The sequence below is a fragment of the Natrinema salsiterrestre genome, assembly GCF_029502005.1.
GTDB classification, from domain to species: Archaea; Halobacteriota; Halobacteria; order Halobacteriales; family Natrialbaceae; genus Natrinema; species Natrinema salsiterrestre.
The window spans coordinates 114,302-130,192 of record NZ_JAMQOT010000006.1 but is presented as its reverse complement, the minus strand read 5'-3'; the positions used below and the strand labels follow the sequence as shown (position 1 = coordinate 130,192).

Sequence of the window (15,891 nt, the reverse complement as noted above, 5' to 3'; positions counted from 1 at the left end):
GGTTCTCACCGCTCGAGACGAGTCTTCGAACTGATCGAACTGCCGGAGGGGTTTATTCAGGAATCGCTGAATGTTCGACTCGGATGAGACAAAAACGACTCTTTGCACTCGTACTGGCGGTCGCGATGGTCGCGTCCGTCTTCGCACCGATGGCCGCAGCGGCGAATACGGCCGGTGCCGATGCGGCATCCGTCGATAGCGATGCGACGTTCGCGCTCGCAGAGAATAACACCACGACTGACGACAACGATACTCTCGAGAACGACACCGACGACAACGATACTCTCGAGAACGACACCGACGACAACGAAACTCTCGAGAACGATACCGACGACAACGAGACCGAGGATGAGTTAGACGGAAACGAGACGGAAAACGAGACCGAGGACAACGAAACGAACTTCGGATCGCTCGTCTCCGATTACGTCGAGGAACTGCAGAACGAATCGAACGACTCCAACGACTCGATCGGTCTGTCGGTCGCGAGCTTCGTCGTCGAGAACAACCCGGGTAACGCACCTGCCCACGCCGGCCCGCCGAGCGACCCCGGCCCGCCGGGCGAAGACGATGACAAGCGAGGCCCACCGAGCGACGTCGGCCAGTCCGGTCAGGACGACGGTGACGACGAGGACGACAAGCGCGGCCCGCCGAGCGACGCCGGCCCGTCCGGCAATAACGGCGGAAACGGCGGAAACGGCGGCGGCCCGCCGAGTAACGCCGGCAACTAACGACGGATCGCGATTCACACCGCGTTCGAACGACTGATGCCGGTCGACGGCGCTGCCCACCAAAGCGGCCGTCGCCGGTGTTAGTACCCGATCGCGGCGGTCGCGGTCGATACCGACCGCCCCGATCGAAACGGCACGTAGCGATTGCGGATCACCCACCACCTTCGCCGATCGTTTTCGAACCCGTTACGGACACGTCTCCGCTCCCGAAACCGATGCGACCCCCGCTCGTCGGCACGGTTCGGTAGCGTTTTGGCCCTACTCCCACTCAGTCGACCCATGACCGACACCGAGTATCCCCCGATCAGCGAGCAGCTGGACGACCTCGAGTCCGCTCGCGAGGAGGGACGCCGGAAGATGGACTGGGCCGCCCAACACATGCCGATCCTCGAGCACGTCCGCGAGGAGTTCGTCGCCGACCGGCCCTTCGAGGGCGAGCGCATCGGCATGGCGATGCACGTCGAGGCGAAGACGGCGATGCTCGTCGAGACGCTCGCGGAGGGCGGCGCGGAGGTCGCCGTCACCGGCTGTAATCCGCTCTCGACGCACGACGACGTCTCGGCGGCGCTCGATACCCACGACAACATCACGAGCTACGCCAAACGCGGCGTCGACGACGAGGAGTACTACGCCGCCATCGAGGCCGTCATCGCCCACGAACCGACGATCACCGTCGACGACGGGATGGACCTCGTCGCCGCGATCCACGAGGACTACCCCGAGCTGATCGACGGCATCGTCGGCGGTGCCGAGGAGACGACCACCGGCGTCCACCGACTGCGCGCGATGGACGCGGACGGGGCGCTCGACTATCCCGTCTTCGCGGTCAACGACACCCCGATGAAACGCCTGTTCGACAACGTCCACGGCACCGGCGAATCCTCGCTGGCGTCGATCGCCATGACCACGAACCTCTCGTGGGCCGGCAAGAACGTCGTCGTCGCGGGCTACGGCTACTGCGGCAAGGGCGTCGCCCAGAAGGCGTCGGGCCAGAACGCGAATGTGATCGTCACCGAGGTCGAGCCACGGCGCGCCCTCGAGGCACACATGGAGGGCTACGAGGTCATGCCGATGGCCGAGGCCGCCGACGTGGGCGACGTCTTCCTGACGACGACCGGTAACCGGGACGTCATCGTCGAAGAGCACTTCGAGCGGATGCAGGACGGCGTCTTGCTGGCCAACGCGGGTCACTTCGACATCGAGATCGACCTCGACGCCCTCGACGACCTCGCGGTCGATCGCTACGAAGCGCGAGACGGCGTCGAGGCCTACGAGATGGCCGACGGCCGCAAACTGAACGTCATCGCCGAGGGACGACTCGTCAACCTCGCCGCGCCCGTCTCGCTGGGCCACCCCGTCGAGGTCATGGACCAGTCGTTCGGTATTCAGGCAGTCTGCGTGCGGGAAATGCTCGAGAACGGCGACGCCTACGACGCCGGCGTCCACGACGTGCCCGACGAACTCGACAGAGAGATCGCCGAGATCAAACTCGAGGCCGAGGGCGTCGCATTCGATTCGCTGACCGACACCCAGCGCGAGTACATGGACAGCTGGGACCACGGGACGTAGGCCCGCCCTGACCGCTCTCCCGTCGAATCACGCGGCGTCTCTTCGGCTGATCGATCCGCGGAGGGGAAGTCTCGGCCCCGTTCTGACGGCTGTCTTTCGGCGAACGAGCGAGCGCGACGGGGGCACTCGCTACCGTCGCCACTGAACCGATTTATACACGACTCACAACGCGATCCTCCGATTCGGTTGCACTGGCTTTCGGTGGCTACGACACCCGTTGCGTGTCGGGACGCGAACGGCAACGCACGAGCGTCGACGAATCAGTCCTCGAGCCCGTCGCGACGCTCGCCCCCGTCGAGCACGACTACCAGACTGCCGTCCTCGAGGCTTCCGAGGCGAACGCGGACCGGGAACGTCTCACCCGTCCGTCGGCGGCCGGTGCAGGTACCGGTCCACTGCCATCCGTTCGCGACCATCGGAATCGCCGCCGATTCGAGGTGATCGACGGCGGCGTCGGTGAACAACTCCCGCCACGGCGTGCCGGCGATGGCGTCGGTATCGTCGCCGAACTGCATCGCGAAGGACCGACTCGCGAATTGGACGTCGCCGCTGGGGTCGACGACTGCGATGGCGGCCCCGGCGAACTCGATGCTCGCCAGCGACCGCCGCGACAGCGCGGCCAGCCGACCCCGCTCGAGGAGGCCGTGGACGCGGTCGGCGAACCGATCGCTAATCTCGGACTCCTCGAGAACGGCGGTCCAGTCGTGCGATCGAACCGTGCGCGCGATTTCGGCGGTTCGCTCCGGCACGAGGACGACAGTCGGTAGCTCGGGCGCGTTGGTCCCGATCGCCTCGAGCCGGTCGTCCAGTTCTGCGACGTCGATCTCGGGCGCGTCGTCGCGGGTCGCCTCGTCGGCGCCCGGCTCTGCGGTTGCCGCCGACGCGATGACGAGGCAATCGACGTCGTCGACTCGGTTCCAGGCGTCCTCGAGCGTCGCCACGGTTTCGACGACGACGTCGGCTCCGTCCCCGTCGAACGACCGCTCGACGGCCGCGGCTATCCGGTCGTCGTCGACGACCAGGAGAGACGGGTCTGATTGGCGGTTTCGATCGCTCGAATCGGTTGTTTCGGTTGGCGGGGTTAGCATTGACACCACCCGTGTCGCGTCGACGTTCGATGGAGTCGTCGCTGCTCACCGACTGTCATGGACCGTTCCGTCGACCGTGACGGTCCCGTCGCTTCGAACTTCGACCGACGAATCGTCGTACTCGAACTCGACGCGAATCGGAACGCTCGAGTCGCGCTCGAAGAGGGTATCGAGCGCTTCGGGATCGACGACGTTGTACAGCGGCTCGAGTTCGTGTGCGTCGGTGTCGGTCGCGTCCGCGAGTGCTTCGACCACCCGCAGACTGATCGAGTCGTTGTGGTAATCCAGTGTAGTCCCGGGCATCTTGGCTAGACGGACGACACTGGACGGGTTCTGCTTGCTCGTTATACACGTAATTTTCTCGCGGTGGCGACACTACGTGTATAGCGTGTCGGAGAAACCGCCCGACTGCGATCGGGTTCCGAGACCTGACCGACCGAGGCCGCGGGTGCTATCGTTCGGCTACGGTTCGAGTTTCGTTCTCGCGGAACTTATCGTCGCAACCGATCCCTGATGAACTATACGTGTCGAACGCGGAACCAACCGCGCGTATCTTTGTCAAGCGTCGCATACGAGGTCTATGATCGTTACTGCGGTTTCCGCCAGGATACTCGCGGCCGGGTCGCGACGGCCGTTAGGTGGGATTCTCGGCGTGATCGGTATCGCGATCGGCGTCGGGGCGGGGCTAGCGCTTTCGGAGCCCGCAACGCTGGGAATCGGATCGGTACCGGGTCCGGGAGTGTTCGTTTTGGGTCTCGCCGCTCGAAGCGGATCGGACCGGCAGTCCGACATCGAACGCCTGACCGACCAACTCCGACAGTTCGTCGCTCGCATCGAGGGTGAACGGACCGCGGCGTTCACCGAGGAGACCGGTGACGGACCCGTCGACGCGGATCGTCCGATCGACTTTACGATCGACCGGGACGACGATATCGGCCGGCTTTCGGCGGCCGTCGACGACCTGGCGGGAGCGGTACGCGATCGCGAACGACGGCGTGCCGAGAGCGAACGCTATCGGCAGGACCTCTATCGGATCACGTCGGACCCCAGCTGTCGGGGTGAGACGAAGGTTCGCCGACTGCTCGAGCTCGGCTGTGAGCGGTTGGGCGTCGAGACGGGTCTCATCGCTCGGATCGACGAGTCGAGCGACCGGTACGAGATCGAGACGGCCGTCGGACGCGAGGGCGACCGGGAGGGAATGGTACTGGACCTCTCCACGACTTACTGTCAGGAGACGATCGAGTCGGACGATATTCTGGGGATTTACGACGCCGCGGCGACGGGGCGGGCGGACCATCCGATCGCCGACCGGCTGGACATCAGTTGCTACGTCGGCGGGGAGATCACGGTGGAAGACGATCTCTACGGGACGCTGTGCTTTCTGAACGCCGAACCTCGAGATCGACCGTTTACGCCGGCCGAAAAGTCGTTTATCGACCTGATGACCCGCTGGCTCAGTCACGCGTTCGAACGCCGACGATACGTTCGACGGATTCGGGAACGAGAAGAACGACTCGAGCGCGCCCGCGAGTTCACCGACGACATGCTGGACGCCGTCGACGACGTCGTCTATCTGCTCGACGAGGACGGCGAGTTGCAGCGCTGGAACGAGTCGCTGACCGAAGTGACGGGGTACGCGGACGACGAGATCGCGGCGATGCACGCGCTGGACTTCTTCGACGAATCGAACTGCGAAACGGTCGCGAACGCGATCGAAGAGGCCCTCGAGACCGGTCGAACCCGGGTCGAATCGATGATCGAGACGAAGTCGGGCGAGACGATCCCGTACGAATTCTCGGCCTCGGCGCTCGAGGATCCGGCGGGAAACCGGGTCATCGCCGGCATCGGTCGCGACGTCAGCGAGCGCGCGACCAAGGAACGGCGCCTCGAGCGCGCCCGCGAGTTCACCGACGACATGCTGGACGCCGTCGACGACGTCTTCTACCTCCTCGACGAGGACGGCGACCTCCGGCGATGGAACGAGTCGCTGGGCGAGGTGACGGGCTACGCGGACGACGAGATCGCGGAGATGCACGCCTTGGACTTCTTCGACGAGACGAATCGGCGGATAATCCGAGACTCGATCGCGGAAGCCTTCGAGACGGGAGAGACGCACGTCGAAGCGGCACTCGAAACGAAATCGGGCGAGCGAGTCCCCTACGAGTTCGTCGCGTCGGTGCTCGAGGATCCCGACGGAACCCCGGTCGAAGCCGGCATCGGCCGCGACATTTCCGACCGAAAGGAGCGAGAACGAACGCTCGAGCGGACGAGGCGGCTGCTCTCGCAGGCCCAGCGGCTGGCGAACGTCGGCGGGTGGGAACTCGACGCGACCGCCGACCCGCCCGAACTGGAGTGGAGCGACGAGGTGTACCGGATCCACGACGTTCCGATCGACGACCCGATCGATGTGGATCGCGGCATCGAGTTCTACCATCCCGACGACCGCCCCAGTATCGAGGCCGCAATCGAGGGGGCGCTCGAAGACGGGGAGAGCTACGACCACGAGTTGCGGCTGATCACGGCGGACGGCGATCACCGCTGGATTCGGTCGATCGGCGAGCCCGTGTACGAGGACGGGGAAGTCGTCAAAATTCAGGGCTCCGTCCAGGACATCACCGAGCGCAAGGAACGCGAACGCGAGCTCGAGCGGACGACGGAGCTGCTCGAACAGGCCCAGCGGATCGCGGGGTTCGCCGGCTGGGAGCTCGACGTTCGCCCCGACGAGAACGAGTTGGCGGTCACGGACGGGTTGTATCAACTGTTCGATGTCCCTCCCGGGATGGACGTCGGTCCGGCGGACTCCCTGGAGTTCTATCACCCCGAGGACCGCCCCGAAGTCAGGGAAGCGATACGGGCCGCGATCACGACCGGCGAGAGTTACGATCTCGAGGTGCGACTGTTTTCCGGCAACGGATCCGAGCGGTGGGTTCGGGTTATCGGCGAACCAGTCACCGAGGGCGACGAGGTCGTCGCCATTCGCGGGTCGATACAGGACATCACCGAGCGCAAGGAGCGCGAACGCGAACTCGAGCGCTTCGAGACGATCGTTCAGGCGCTCGACGAACTGGTGTACACGCTGGACGAGGAGGGCCGATTCACCTTCCTGAACGATGCCGCCACGCCGATCCTCGGGTACGAGCCGGAGGAGCTGATCGGCGAGCCCGCGGCGACCGTGATCCCGGCGGCGGACGTCGAGAACGCCCAGGAGATGATCCGGGAACTGCTCCGATCCGACGACCCCTCCCGGACGGTCGAGATCGCCCTCGAGACCGCCGACGGGGACCTGATCGACGTGGAAAACCACATCGCACTGTTACCGATGGGGGACGGCGAGTTCGCCGGCACCGCGGGCGTCGTCCGCGATATCACCGAACGCAAGGAGCGCGAGCGCCGACTGGAAACGACGAGCGCGCGGCTCGAGGCGCTGTTCGAGAACTCCCCCGACATGATCAACGTCCTCGATACCGAGGGGACGATCGTCGACGCGAACCGTCGGCTCGCAGACGAACTGGGCTACGCCGAGCGGGAGCTGGTCGGAACGAACATCTGGGAACACGATTCCGCGTTCGACTCGGACCACGTCGTGACCTTCCTCGAGGACCTGTCGATCGGCGAACGGCGGAAGTTCGAGTCGGAGTACCAGCGTCGCGACGGCTCGACGTTCCCCGTCGAAGTCCACCTGATCTGTATCGATATCGACAACGAAAACCGATTCATGGCGATTAGTCGGGACGTGTCGGAACGAAAGACACGCGAGCGGGATCTCCGCGAGACGAAACGCCGTCTCGAACTCGCACTGGAGGGGACGAACACGGGCGTCTGGGAGTGGGATCTGGATACCGATGCGGTCTCGTGGAACGAGACGCTCGAGCGGATCGTCGGACTCGAACCGGGATCGTTCGGGGGAACGTTCGACGCCTTCAAAGACTACGTCCATCCGGACGATCTCCCGCGGATCGAGACGGCGGTCGAACGGGCGATCGCGAACGACGAGCTGTTCCAGACGGAGTTCAGGTTACGCCACGAGGACGGGACCTGGATCTGGGTCGGGGCACGCGCTCGGGTCGTGAAAACGGAGGACGGTGGCACGCGGATGGTCGGAATCAACAACGATATCACGCCGCGCAAGGAGCACGAACTCGCGCTCGAGTCGCTTCACGCCGCCGCCCGCGACTTGCTCGGGACCGATTCCGAAGCGGAAGTCGCGGAGCTGGTCGTCGAGACGGCCGCGGAAATCCTCGACGCGTCGGGCGTGGCCGTCTATCACCTCGACTCCGAGGTGAACCGGCTCGAGCCGGTCGCGTACACTGACGAGTTCGCGACGCTCTGTGCGGGGCCGCCACCGGTCGCCGTCGGCGACCCCGACTCCGTTCTCTGGAACGCCTACGTGACCGAGGCCGGAACCGTCGTCGACGATCCGGCGTCGTTCGATCGATCGCAGGTGTTCGGTCCGGACGTCGAACGCGGCGTCGTCGTCCCGGTCGGCGATCACGGCGTCTTCGCGGTCGCGTCGAGCGGCGAGCCGATCGACACCGGGGCCCGACAGCTGATCGAGACGCTCGTCGCCACCACCGAGGCCGCGTTCGACCGCCTCGAGAGCGAGGCCAGCCTCCGCGAGCGGGAGGCCGAACTCGAGGACCGGAACCGACGGCTCAACCGACAGATCTCGATCACCGAACTCATCCGGCGCATCGACCAGTCGCTCATCGGGGCCGACGGTCGGGAGGAGATCGAACGCACCGTCACCGACCGACTGCTCGAGGCCGACGACGTCGCGTTCGGGTGGATCGGCGCGCTCGACGCCGGGGGTACGCGACTCGAGCCCCGGGCCTGGGCCGGCCCCGGGCAGGAGTATCTGGACGACGTCCCGCTCGAGTACGACGGGGCGACCGAGCCGTCCGTCCGGACTGCCCGGAGCGAAACGCCGACGGTCGTTTCGAACGTCGTCGACGGACTCCAGGACGAGGAGTGGCGGCGAGAGGCCCTCAACCGCGGCTACCAGTCGGTCATCAGCGTCCCCGTCTCCTACGCCGAGTACACGTACGGCGTCCTCACGGTCTACGCCGACGAGCCGGACGCGTTCGGCGACCTCGAGCGGACGGTGCTGACGGAACTCGGGGAGGGCATCGCGAACGCCATCACCGCGGCCAAGACGCGAGAGGCGCTCCACGCCGAAACGCTGCTCGAGCTCACGCTCGAGATCGAGGGCTCCGACGATCCCCTCTCCCGGATCGAGACGACGACGGGGGCCGCCGTCGAGTACGAGGGTCTCGGGGCTCACTCCACCGACGAGACGGTGCTGTTCTTCGAAACCAGCGGCGTCCCGGCCGACGAGGTCCGGGCGGCCCTCGACGACCTCGTCTCGGTCACCGCGTATCGACTGATCAGCGAGACGGACGACGAGTGCCGGTTCGAGGCGACCGTCACGGGCGATATCGTCGCCTCGCGGCTGGTCCGACACGGCGGCAGCCCGCGCTCGATGACCGCTGCCGGGGACGGCATGGAGGTCACCGTGGACGTCCCCACGGGAACCGACGTTCGCGAGTTCGTCGAGATGCTCCGGGACCAGTACGCGACCGTCGACTTGCAGGCCCGCCGCCACGTCGAGCGCTCCATGGGGTCGCGAGGCGAACTCGTCACGTCCCTGTTCGACGGCCTGACCGACCGGCAACTCGAGGTGCTGCGGACCGCGTACTTCGCCGGCTTCTTCGAGTGGCCCCGCGAGAGCACCGGCGAGGAGATCGCCGACATGCTCGACGTGACCCAGCCGACGGTCAATCGGCACCTGCGGGTCGGTCAGCAGCGGCTGTTGGCACAGCTGTTCGAGGACGAGGTTCCGCTTCCCGCGGCGTGAGCGCGGGCTCCGGTTTCGACCACGCGAGACCGGCGGTCTCGACGAGGAGAGGAACGCCCAAGGGCCCGGTGACCCTACCGGTCCACATGGCAACGTCTTCACGCCGCTGGACCGACGGTCCGCTCTGGTCGACGCTCATCGCCGCCGGACTCGCGATATCCGGCCTGTTCGCGGCGCAGTTTACGACGCTGCCGGCGCTGTTGCTCGATCCGGCGCTCTTTACCGCGCCGACGGAGACGTCGATCGCCAGTCGGGCGATCCTGTTGATCCTGAACTTCGTCGGGTTCGCCCTCGCGGGGGCCGTCTATCTCGCCGTCACCGGCCGGGGCTGGGCGTACGTCGACCTTCGAATGCCGACGCGGCGGGAGTGGGGGTACGTCCTCGCCGGCGTTCTCGGCGGCATCGCCTTTTACGTCCTCGTCAGCGTGACCGTCCAGTTGCTCTCGCTGCCGGCCGCCGAGAACCAGGTCTCGACTTACATCGGCGGCGATCAGACGATGGTGCTCGTCATGATCGTCATCGTCTTCCTCTTCAACGCGCCCGCCGAGGAGTTCCTCTACCGGAACATCGTCCAGAAACGGCTCTACGATGCGTTCTCTCGCCTGCAGGCCGTCGCCATCGCCAGCGTCATCTTCGGTCTGATTCACTTCCCGGTCTACGCCGCCCTCTCGGAGTCGCTGCTCGCGACCGCCGTCCCGGTCACCGTCGTCGTCGGCGGCGCGGCCATCTTCGGCTACCTCTACGCGAAGACCGACAACCTCCTCGTTCCGATCGCCGCCCACGCCGTGTTCAACGGGTTCCAGTTCGGGCTCCTCTACCTCGCCCTCGAGTACGACCTCGAGACGGCAGACCCGACGTCGTCGCTGCTGGTCGACGTCGCGACGGCCGTTGCGCTGTAACCGTCGGCGGCCGACCACGTCCGCCGCGCCGTCCGGTCCTATTATTAGCGGCCGCGAGTGAGGGAGTGGTATGTCTCAGGCGAAGGGCGACCGCCGCGAGCGGGAACTCGTCAACGAACTCGACGGGGCCGGCTTCGCGGTGATGCGCGCGCCCGCCAGCGGCTCCGCGACCGAGCGCGAACTCCCCGACGTGCTCGCCGGCGACGGCGAACAGTTCTACGCGATCGAAGCGAAGTCGAGCTCGGGCGATCCGATCTACCTCACCGGCGAGGAGGTCGAGGCGCTGACCTTCTTCGCCCGGAACTTCGGCGCGAAACCGCGTATCGGCGTCCGGTTCGACCGCGAGGACTGGTACTTCTTCCACCCCGGCGACCTCCACGTCACCGACGGCGGGAACTACCGCGTCAAGAAGGAAACCGCCCTCGCGGAGGGGACGGACTTCCCCGAGTTCACCGGTCAGTCCGAAAAAGTCACGCTCGAGGAGGTCGGCGACGAGGGGCCCGACGGACCGGACGAGGAGATCGTCCGCGTACTGAACGCGGTCGAGCAGGGGATCATGGACGTCGACGAGGCCGCCGAGTTGCTCGAGTGAGACTTCCTTCCTACGTGGCCGCTTCGAGGCGGGTTCGCGGGAAGACGTAGACCTTCAGCGAGGACGGGACGACGCCGTTGGTCGCCACGGTCGCGTGGGGATACACCGCGCCGACGACGGGGACATCGGGGTCGTATTCCTCGTTCGTCCCGTACTCGGCGACGGTGCAGTCGGCCGCCCCGATTTCGACGGCGTCGGCCCGGAGCTCGGAGACGTCGACGACGGTGAGGCGGTCGCCGGTCTCGCGGTCGACGACGGTGTCGCCCGGGGAGATCGCGTGACGATCGCAGTAGAACGGCGCGGGCGTCTCCTCGTCGACGAAGATCGTCTCGCCGCAGTCGTGACAGTCGACGGCGATCTCGCCCGGCGGTGGGGTCCGACCCTCAGTGATCTCGATCGCGACCCGCCGGACGTGTTTGCAGCGGGCTCCGCGGAAGACGTGATCCGGACAGGTACAGCGGCCGGCCTCGAGGTCGACGAGGTAGGTGTGATCGCTCGCGGACTCGACCTCGAAGAGACCGTCGCCGAGGGGTAAGACCGACATGGGTTCGGTGCGCGCCCGGCGCGATCGCTCGGTGAGGTGGTCGGGAGACGGTACCGGAAGCGGTGCTTTCGGTGACGCTGTTGTTTTCATGAGTGCGTCGAAGTGGGAATCGCTGGTCGGCTGGCTATTCGACAGTGATAGGGGCTGCAGTCGAATAACGGACACGCTTGCATACCCACGGTCGACGTTTATACGATGACGCGGCCTCGACCATCGCGATCGACCCGTCCCGCCGCAGCCCCCTTCGAAGCGCTTTTCACCGGCCCGGCGAAACCGATCGGGCAATGGTCGAACGCGAGCAGCTCATCGAAATCGTCGTCTCGGTCGGTGCTGTCTTCTTAATGCTGGCGGCGATGATCGCCATCGGCTCTACCTACGGAACCGAAAACAGCACGCTCTCGCCCGAGGGCGGCCAGATGCTCATCGGTGTCATCGTCGGCTTCATCCTCCTGATGGCCGCGGTCGGCATCGGCCTGGCCTACACCCTGAACGATCCCGAGGACGGCCTCGAGACCAACGACGATGACGACAACGGAGACGCCAAGGGGACGTTCTGAGGGCGGCTCAACTGTTTTTCGCTGTCGATTCGAAACGGCCGTAGCGCGTCTTCACGATTCACTGTCCGAGAAACGGTCCGACACTCGTGAGTGACCGACCGGCCGACGCGGTCGATGTTCGCCTCCCGGATCCGAACCCCGGGATCGGTCAGTCGCCGCTCGCCGACTGCCCGTCGTCCTCGCTCTCCCGCCAGTCCTCGAGCTCCTCGTCGTCGGCCTCGTCGATCCGCTCCTCGTAGTAGGCCATCGGATGCGGGATCCGTTCGCAGAGGTCGTCCTTGTTCACGCAGTCGCCGTAGGACTGCATCGTCGCACAGGAGGGGGCGGAGTACTCCGTGGGCGAACTGTCCCCGCGGATGTGATCGGTCTGATAGCGGGTCATCTCCTCGCCGAAGGAGGAGTTGACGCGGTAGAGCTCGACGATCTGGTCGGTGTTCATCCCGATGCTCGTCAGGAACGCGGTGATCGCGAAGCGGGAGTGGTGGGGCAGGTGCTCGCCCTTCTGGATCTGATCGAGCAGCGCCTTCATACACGGCGGGAAGAGGTCCGGCACGACGGTGTCGATGTCCTGTGTCAACTCGAGGTCCGCCAGCACCTCGCGGATCTCGGCGACGTCGTCCTCGAGCCCGGCCGCGATGGCGTCGGGCACCTCGAAGGGGAGCCCGTCCTCGATACGCCCCCGGATCGCCTCCCGTACGAGCGTGAGGAGTTCGTCCTCGTCGACGGGCACCTCGCCGGCGTCCAGCGGCTGATTGACGAGTCGCCACTCGTCGTCCCACAGGTCCTCCGCCAGCGGCAGGTAGGTCCCGACGTCGATCCGGTAGCCCTCGCCGTCCGCTCCCGCGCGGATGGCCTCCCGCAGGTCGAACTCGGCGAGCAGGTCCGCGAGTTCCAGCCCCGTCGATTCGACGCTCTTCAGTTCGGTCGTATCGGCCATGTCCGCGGTGAACCGCTCGTAGGCCGTCGCGGCCTCGGCGCGGGCGTACTTGCGCACGAGCACGCGTTCGTCGACCATCGAGACGAGCACTCGCGCGACCGGGTAGGAGAGCAACTCGACGCGGGCGTCGCGGTGTTGGTCTCCCGTCTCCCCGCCCTCGAGCGCGGTAATCACGCGTTGGCGCGCGCGGTCGACGACCGCCCGGTCCTGTTCGACCACGGTCGCTAAATCGACCGCCTCCGTCGCGACCGACTCGCGGGCCGCCTCGAGAAACGGGTACCGGGCGTGGAGTCGCTGCATCGGTAACACGATATTACTCCGACGGGATAAGCGCGCTGATTACCACAATCGTTCTTTATCAAGACTGCCAGCGCGGACGGTATGCGACGCCGATTCGACCATCCCCGGCGCTGCTGCCACTCACCGATCACGGTGGCAGTATACTCGTATTACCGGCACCCGGCTCCGGTCACCCGGCGGACAGCCGTCGGCGTCCCGCGCTCGAGGATCGATTTCAAGAGCGTCGGCCACGTCGTCCCGGATATGCCACAGGCGACGAGAGACGGCGTGTCGATTTACTACGAGCACGATCGGAGCGACGGAGACGGTCGAGCGCCGGTCGTGTTCGTCCAGGGACTCGGATTCGGGCGGTGGATGTGGCGCTGGCAACGCGAGGCCGTCGCCGACGACTACGACGTCGTCGCCCCCGACAACCGGGGCACCGGCCGCTCGGACGTCGGCCTCCCGCCGCTGGTCCCGCGTCTGCCCGGCAAGCTCCGGGCCCTCGTGTTGTTCAAGCTGGCCGGCTACTCGATCGGCGGGCTGGCCGCGGATCTCGAGGCCGTCCTCGACGACGCGGGGATCTACGACGCCCACATCGTCGGCGCGAGCATGGGCGGGATGATCGCCCAGCGCTACGCGCTCGAGTACTCCCGGGCGAAGTCGCTGACGCTGTGCTGTACGACCCACGGCGGGGTCGACGCGGCACCGGTTCCGGAGGAGACCCAGGAACACATGTTCGACACGCCCGACGGCGCGAGCGAGCGGGAGACGCTGCGCCACCGGATGCGACCCGCGTTCAACGACCGGTTCACCAACCGGAACCCCCACCTGATGGATCGGATCCTCGAGTGGCGACTCGAACAGGACGCCGACGACCCGGCTCGCGAGGCCCAGGCCGCCGCCGTCCTGAATTTCGACGTCAGCGACCGCCTGGACGCGCTTCGGATTCCGACCCTGATCCTCCACGGGACGGACGACCGGGTCGTGCCCGTCGAAAACGCGCGCCTGCTCGAGGAGAAGATCGCCGATAGCCGCGTCGAACTCGTCGAGGGCGGTTCCCACCTCTTCTTCATCGAGGACGCCGACGAGGTCAACGAGACGGTGCTGTCGTTCCTCGAGGAACAGACGTAGCGGCGCAGTCAGTTCGTGGTCGCGGCATCTCGGAGGCGGAGCTCGCCGTCGCTTCGAACGCCCACGTCGAACCCCTCGTAGGTGAACCACACCTGGTGGGTGCCGGCGTCGCCGACTCGCCGAGCGTGGTCGATGAACGAGTCGAGCGCGTCCGGCTCGACGACGTCGTAGAGCGGGGAGAGCTCGCTCGGTGCCGCCCCGCCGACGGCAGCGACCGCGTGTACGATGGCTTCGCTCGCACGGTCGTCGGCCGGATCGAACGTCGTGACGTAGTCGGCGTCGCGTCGAGCGGGGTCGTCGTCTCTGGAGGGCATAGCTCAGGTACGGAGACGACACTCGTAGCCGCAGTCCTTCCCATATCCCCTCATTAAGTCACGACGGGTTCGCCTCGTCGTTCGATCGGGGGCTCGAGCCACCGTGCGTGGAGTGCCCTCGGGCCCGGACGGCCCGAACGCGATACGCTCGCGAGGCGGCCCCGACTCGGGTGCGAGCGGTTCGGCCGGCACCGCGGAACGCGCGGAACGTGGCCGCGGGAAGCGGCTTCTGTCGGTCTGAAACCCCGTTATCGGCGTCGAATGAGGACGGACGCACCAATCAGCGCGGGGATCGCAGTTGCGACGCCGAATCCGGAAACGGCGTCCTCGTCGGTGACCGTGACCGTTCTCGCGTCGGATTCGCCGACGGCGATTTCGTGCTCGCCGGGGCTCTCGAAGGACTCGGTGAACGACACCGTCTCCGACTCGTTCCCGTCGAGGGTCACGTTTCGCTCCGCAGCGACCGATCCGTCAGTGACCAGCCGGACCGTGTCCGTCTCCGACGTCTCTCCGACGTTCCTGACTGTCGCCGTCACGTCGACGGTCTCGCCGGCCTCGAGCTCGGCCGCGCTCGCCCGTACGGTAGCGACCTCGAACGCCGCGGGCGCTCGATCCCGGACGGTGACCGTTCCGAGCTCGAGATCGCCGACTGCGATATCGACGGTCCCGGTCTCGTTAAACGGTCGCTCGAAGGTCACATTCTCCGTGGCGCCGTCCTCGAGCGTTACTTTCCGTTCGGTGTCGACGGCACCGTCGACGAGCAGCTCGACCGGTACGGTCCCGTTTCCGCCAGCGTTCTCGACGGTCGCCGTCACGTCGACCTGCTCGCCGATGCGGACGGTATCGACACTCAGTTCGCCGGCGACCACCTCGACGTCGGGACCCGGCGCATCCGGATCGGGGTCGGGATCGGCGGTCGACCCCGTGCCTGATGTCGGTGTCGAGCCCTCCCCGACGGTGAGGCTTACCACCCCACCGCTACCGAAGGTGACGGACGGATCCGCAGTGGCTTCCTCGCCGTCGACCAGAAAGGTGACGGGTGTTCCGGTCTCGTTGGCCGTCCCCGAGACCGACAATCTGTCATCCATGGACCCGAATTCGCCGGCTTCCTCGACGGTGATCGAGCCGCGTCGCTCCCCGTCGATTTCGGCGGTGACGGTCGTTCCCACGGGTGCGGGTTCGCCGTCGATTTCGACGGTACCAATATACGTGTCGGAGTAATTGGGAGCGGAATCGGGCCCGTCATTCTGCAGTGCAGTTGCGACACCGCCACCGACGGCGATCGCGGTGAGCGTCCCTGTTAGCACGACTACGAGTACGATACCCCACGTCCGCGACGTCCCTGCCGATCGAATTCCTGCTGTTCTATCGCGTGGCATTGTATCCATCTCTGAGA

Annotated in this window: 13 protein-coding genes; 7 read left to right on the top strand and 6 right to left on the bottom strand. The window is 66.3% G+C overall.

All coding sequences use genetic code 11. The annotated features are described in order from the left end of the window. Positions 1-83: 83 nt before the first annotated feature. Entirely contained in the window at positions 84-728 is a 645-nt protein-coding gene (locus NDI89_RS16955) for a hypothetical protein (RefSeq protein WP_277523141.1), read from the top strand. 279 nt (positions 729-1,007) lie between these two features. After that, entirely contained in the window at positions 1,008-2,297 is a 1,290-nt protein-coding gene (locus tag NDI89_RS16950) for an adenosylhomocysteinase (RefSeq protein WP_277523140.1), read from the top strand. A gap of 260 nt (positions 2,298-2,557) precedes the next feature. Here NDI89_RS16950 and NDI89_RS16945 read toward each other — a convergent pair whose 3' ends face one another. Together NDI89_RS16945 and ddfA are read right to left on the bottom strand one after the other, a co-directional pair. Then, on the bottom strand, positions 2,558-3,385 hold the full coding sequence (locus NDI89_RS16945; protein ID WP_277523139.1) for a PAS domain-containing protein: 828 nt from the start codon (positions 3,383-3,385) through the stop codon (positions 2,558-2,560). Positions 3,386-3,430: 45 nt separating this feature from the next. Beyond that, a complete protein-coding gene (gene ddfA / locus NDI89_RS16940) occupies positions 3,431-3,688 on the bottom strand; it encodes a DdfA family disk-determining factor (protein ID WP_277523138.1) in 258 nt (85 codons plus the stop codon). 277 nt (positions 3,689-3,965) lie between these two features. Here ddfA and NDI89_RS16935 point away from each other — a divergent pair, with 277 nt between their 5' ends. The 3 genes from NDI89_RS16935 to hjc all read left to right on the top strand — a co-directional run bounded on the left by NDI89_RS16935 (position 3,966) and on the right by hjc (position 10,730). Further along, positions 3,966-9,239, top strand: a complete 5,274-nt coding sequence (locus NDI89_RS16935; protein ID WP_277523137.1) for a PAS domain S-box protein — start codon at positions 3,966-3,968, stop codon at positions 9,237-9,239. Between the two features lie 86 nt (positions 9,240-9,325). After that, the gene (locus tag NDI89_RS16930; protein WP_277523136.1) at positions 9,326-10,138 is read left to right on the top strand and encodes a CPBP family intramembrane glutamic endopeptidase; all 813 of its coding nucleotides are present in this window, start codon (positions 9,326-9,328) and stop codon (positions 10,136-10,138) included. A gap of 70 nt (positions 10,139-10,208) precedes the next feature. After that, on the top strand, positions 10,209-10,730 hold the full coding sequence (hjc, locus tag NDI89_RS16925) for a Holliday junction resolvase Hjc (protein WP_277523135.1): 522 nt from the start codon (positions 10,209-10,211) through the stop codon (positions 10,728-10,730). 10 nt (positions 10,731-10,740) lie between these two features. Here the strand turns inward: hjc and NDI89_RS16920 are convergent, their stop codons facing one another. Next, entirely contained in the window at positions 10,741-11,364 is a 624-nt protein-coding gene (locus tag NDI89_RS16920) for an SWIM zinc finger family protein (RefSeq protein WP_277523134.1), read from the bottom strand. A 194-nt stretch (positions 11,365-11,558) separates the two neighbouring features. On the opposite strand from NDI89_RS16920, the gene NDI89_RS16915 reads away from it, so the two are divergent. Next, the gene (locus NDI89_RS16915; protein WP_277523133.1) at positions 11,559-11,831 is read left to right on the top strand and encodes a DUF7472 family protein; all 273 of its coding nucleotides are present in this window, start codon (positions 11,559-11,561) and stop codon (positions 11,829-11,831) included. Between the two features lie 148 nt (positions 11,832-11,979). On the opposite strand, the gene priL is transcribed toward NDI89_RS16915, so the two are convergent. Next, positions 11,980-13,068: a DNA primase regulatory subunit PriL gene (gene priL / locus NDI89_RS16910; RefSeq protein WP_277523132.1), complete on the bottom strand. Its 1,089-nt coding sequence runs from the start codon at positions 13,066-13,068 to the stop codon at positions 11,980-11,982. 243 nt (positions 13,069-13,311) lie between these two features. Between priL and NDI89_RS16905 the strand changes: the two genes are divergently transcribed. Next, complete coding sequence (locus NDI89_RS16905) at positions 13,312-14,181, top strand: alpha/beta fold hydrolase (RefSeq protein ID WP_277523131.1); 870 nt, start codon at positions 13,312-13,314, stop codon at positions 14,179-14,181. A gap of 8 nt (positions 14,182-14,189) precedes the next feature. Here the strand turns inward: NDI89_RS16905 and NDI89_RS16900 are convergent, their stop codons facing one another. Next, positions 14,190-14,495, bottom strand: coding sequence for a HalOD1 output domain-containing protein (locus NDI89_RS16900; RefSeq protein WP_277523130.1), 306 nt, complete (start codon positions 14,493-14,495; stop codon positions 14,190-14,192). A 248-nt stretch (positions 14,496-14,743) separates the two neighbouring features. Continuing rightward, positions 14,744-15,874 carry a CARDB domain-containing protein gene (locus NDI89_RS16895; RefSeq protein ID WP_277523129.1) on the bottom strand — a complete coding sequence of 377 codons (1,131 nt, stop codon included), beginning with the start codon at positions 15,872-15,874 and terminating at the stop codon, positions 14,744-14,746. Positions 15,875-15,891: the final 17 nt, after the last annotated feature.

What these genes read in the sequence shown, in the direction of transcription:
- NDI89_RS16920 (WP_277523134.1), bottom strand. Translation starts at nt 11,364, where the DNA reads ATGAAAACAACAGCGTCACCGAAAGCACCGCTTCCGGTACCGTCTCCC.
- NDI89_RS16935 (WP_277523137.1), top strand. Translation starts at nt 3,966, where the DNA reads ATGATCGTTACTGCGGTTTCCGCCAGGATACTCGCGGCCGGGTCGCGA.
- ddfA (WP_277523138.1), bottom strand. Translation starts at nt 3,688, where the DNA reads ATGCCCGGGACTACACTGGATTACCACAACGACTCGATCAGTCTGCGG.
- NDI89_RS16905 (WP_277523131.1), top strand. Translation starts at nt 13,312, where the DNA reads ATGCCACAGGCGACGAGAGACGGCGTGTCGATTTACTACGAGCACGAT.
- NDI89_RS16915 (WP_277523133.1), top strand. Translation starts at nt 11,559, where the DNA reads ATGGTCGAACGCGAGCAGCTCATCGAAATCGTCGTCTCGGTCGGTGCT.
- priL (WP_277523132.1), bottom strand. Translation starts at nt 13,068, where the DNA reads ATGCAGCGACTCCACGCCCGGTACCCGTTTCTCGAGGCGGCCCGCGAG.
- NDI89_RS16930 (WP_277523136.1), top strand. Translation starts at nt 9,326, where the DNA reads ATGGCAACGTCTTCACGCCGCTGGACCGACGGTCCGCTCTGGTCGACG.
- NDI89_RS16945 (WP_277523139.1), bottom strand. Translation starts at nt 3,385, where the DNA reads ATGCTAACCCCGCCAACCGAAACAACCGATTCGAGCGATCGAAACCGC.
- NDI89_RS16895 (WP_277523129.1), bottom strand. Translation starts at nt 15,874, where the DNA reads ATGCCACGCGATAGAACAGCAGGAATTCGATCGGCAGGGACGTCGCGG.
- NDI89_RS16900 (WP_277523130.1), bottom strand. Translation starts at nt 14,495, where the DNA reads ATGCCCTCCAGAGACGACGACCCCGCTCGACGCGACGCCGACTACGTC.
- NDI89_RS16955 (WP_277523141.1), top strand. Translation starts at nt 84, where the DNA reads ATGAGACAAAAACGACTCTTTGCACTCGTACTGGCGGTCGCGATGGTC.
- hjc (WP_277523135.1), top strand. Translation starts at nt 10,209, where the DNA reads ATGTCTCAGGCGAAGGGCGACCGCCGCGAGCGGGAACTCGTCAACGAA.
- NDI89_RS16950 (WP_277523140.1), top strand. Translation starts at nt 1,008, where the DNA reads ATGACCGACACCGAGTATCCCCCGATCAGCGAGCAGCTGGACGACCTC.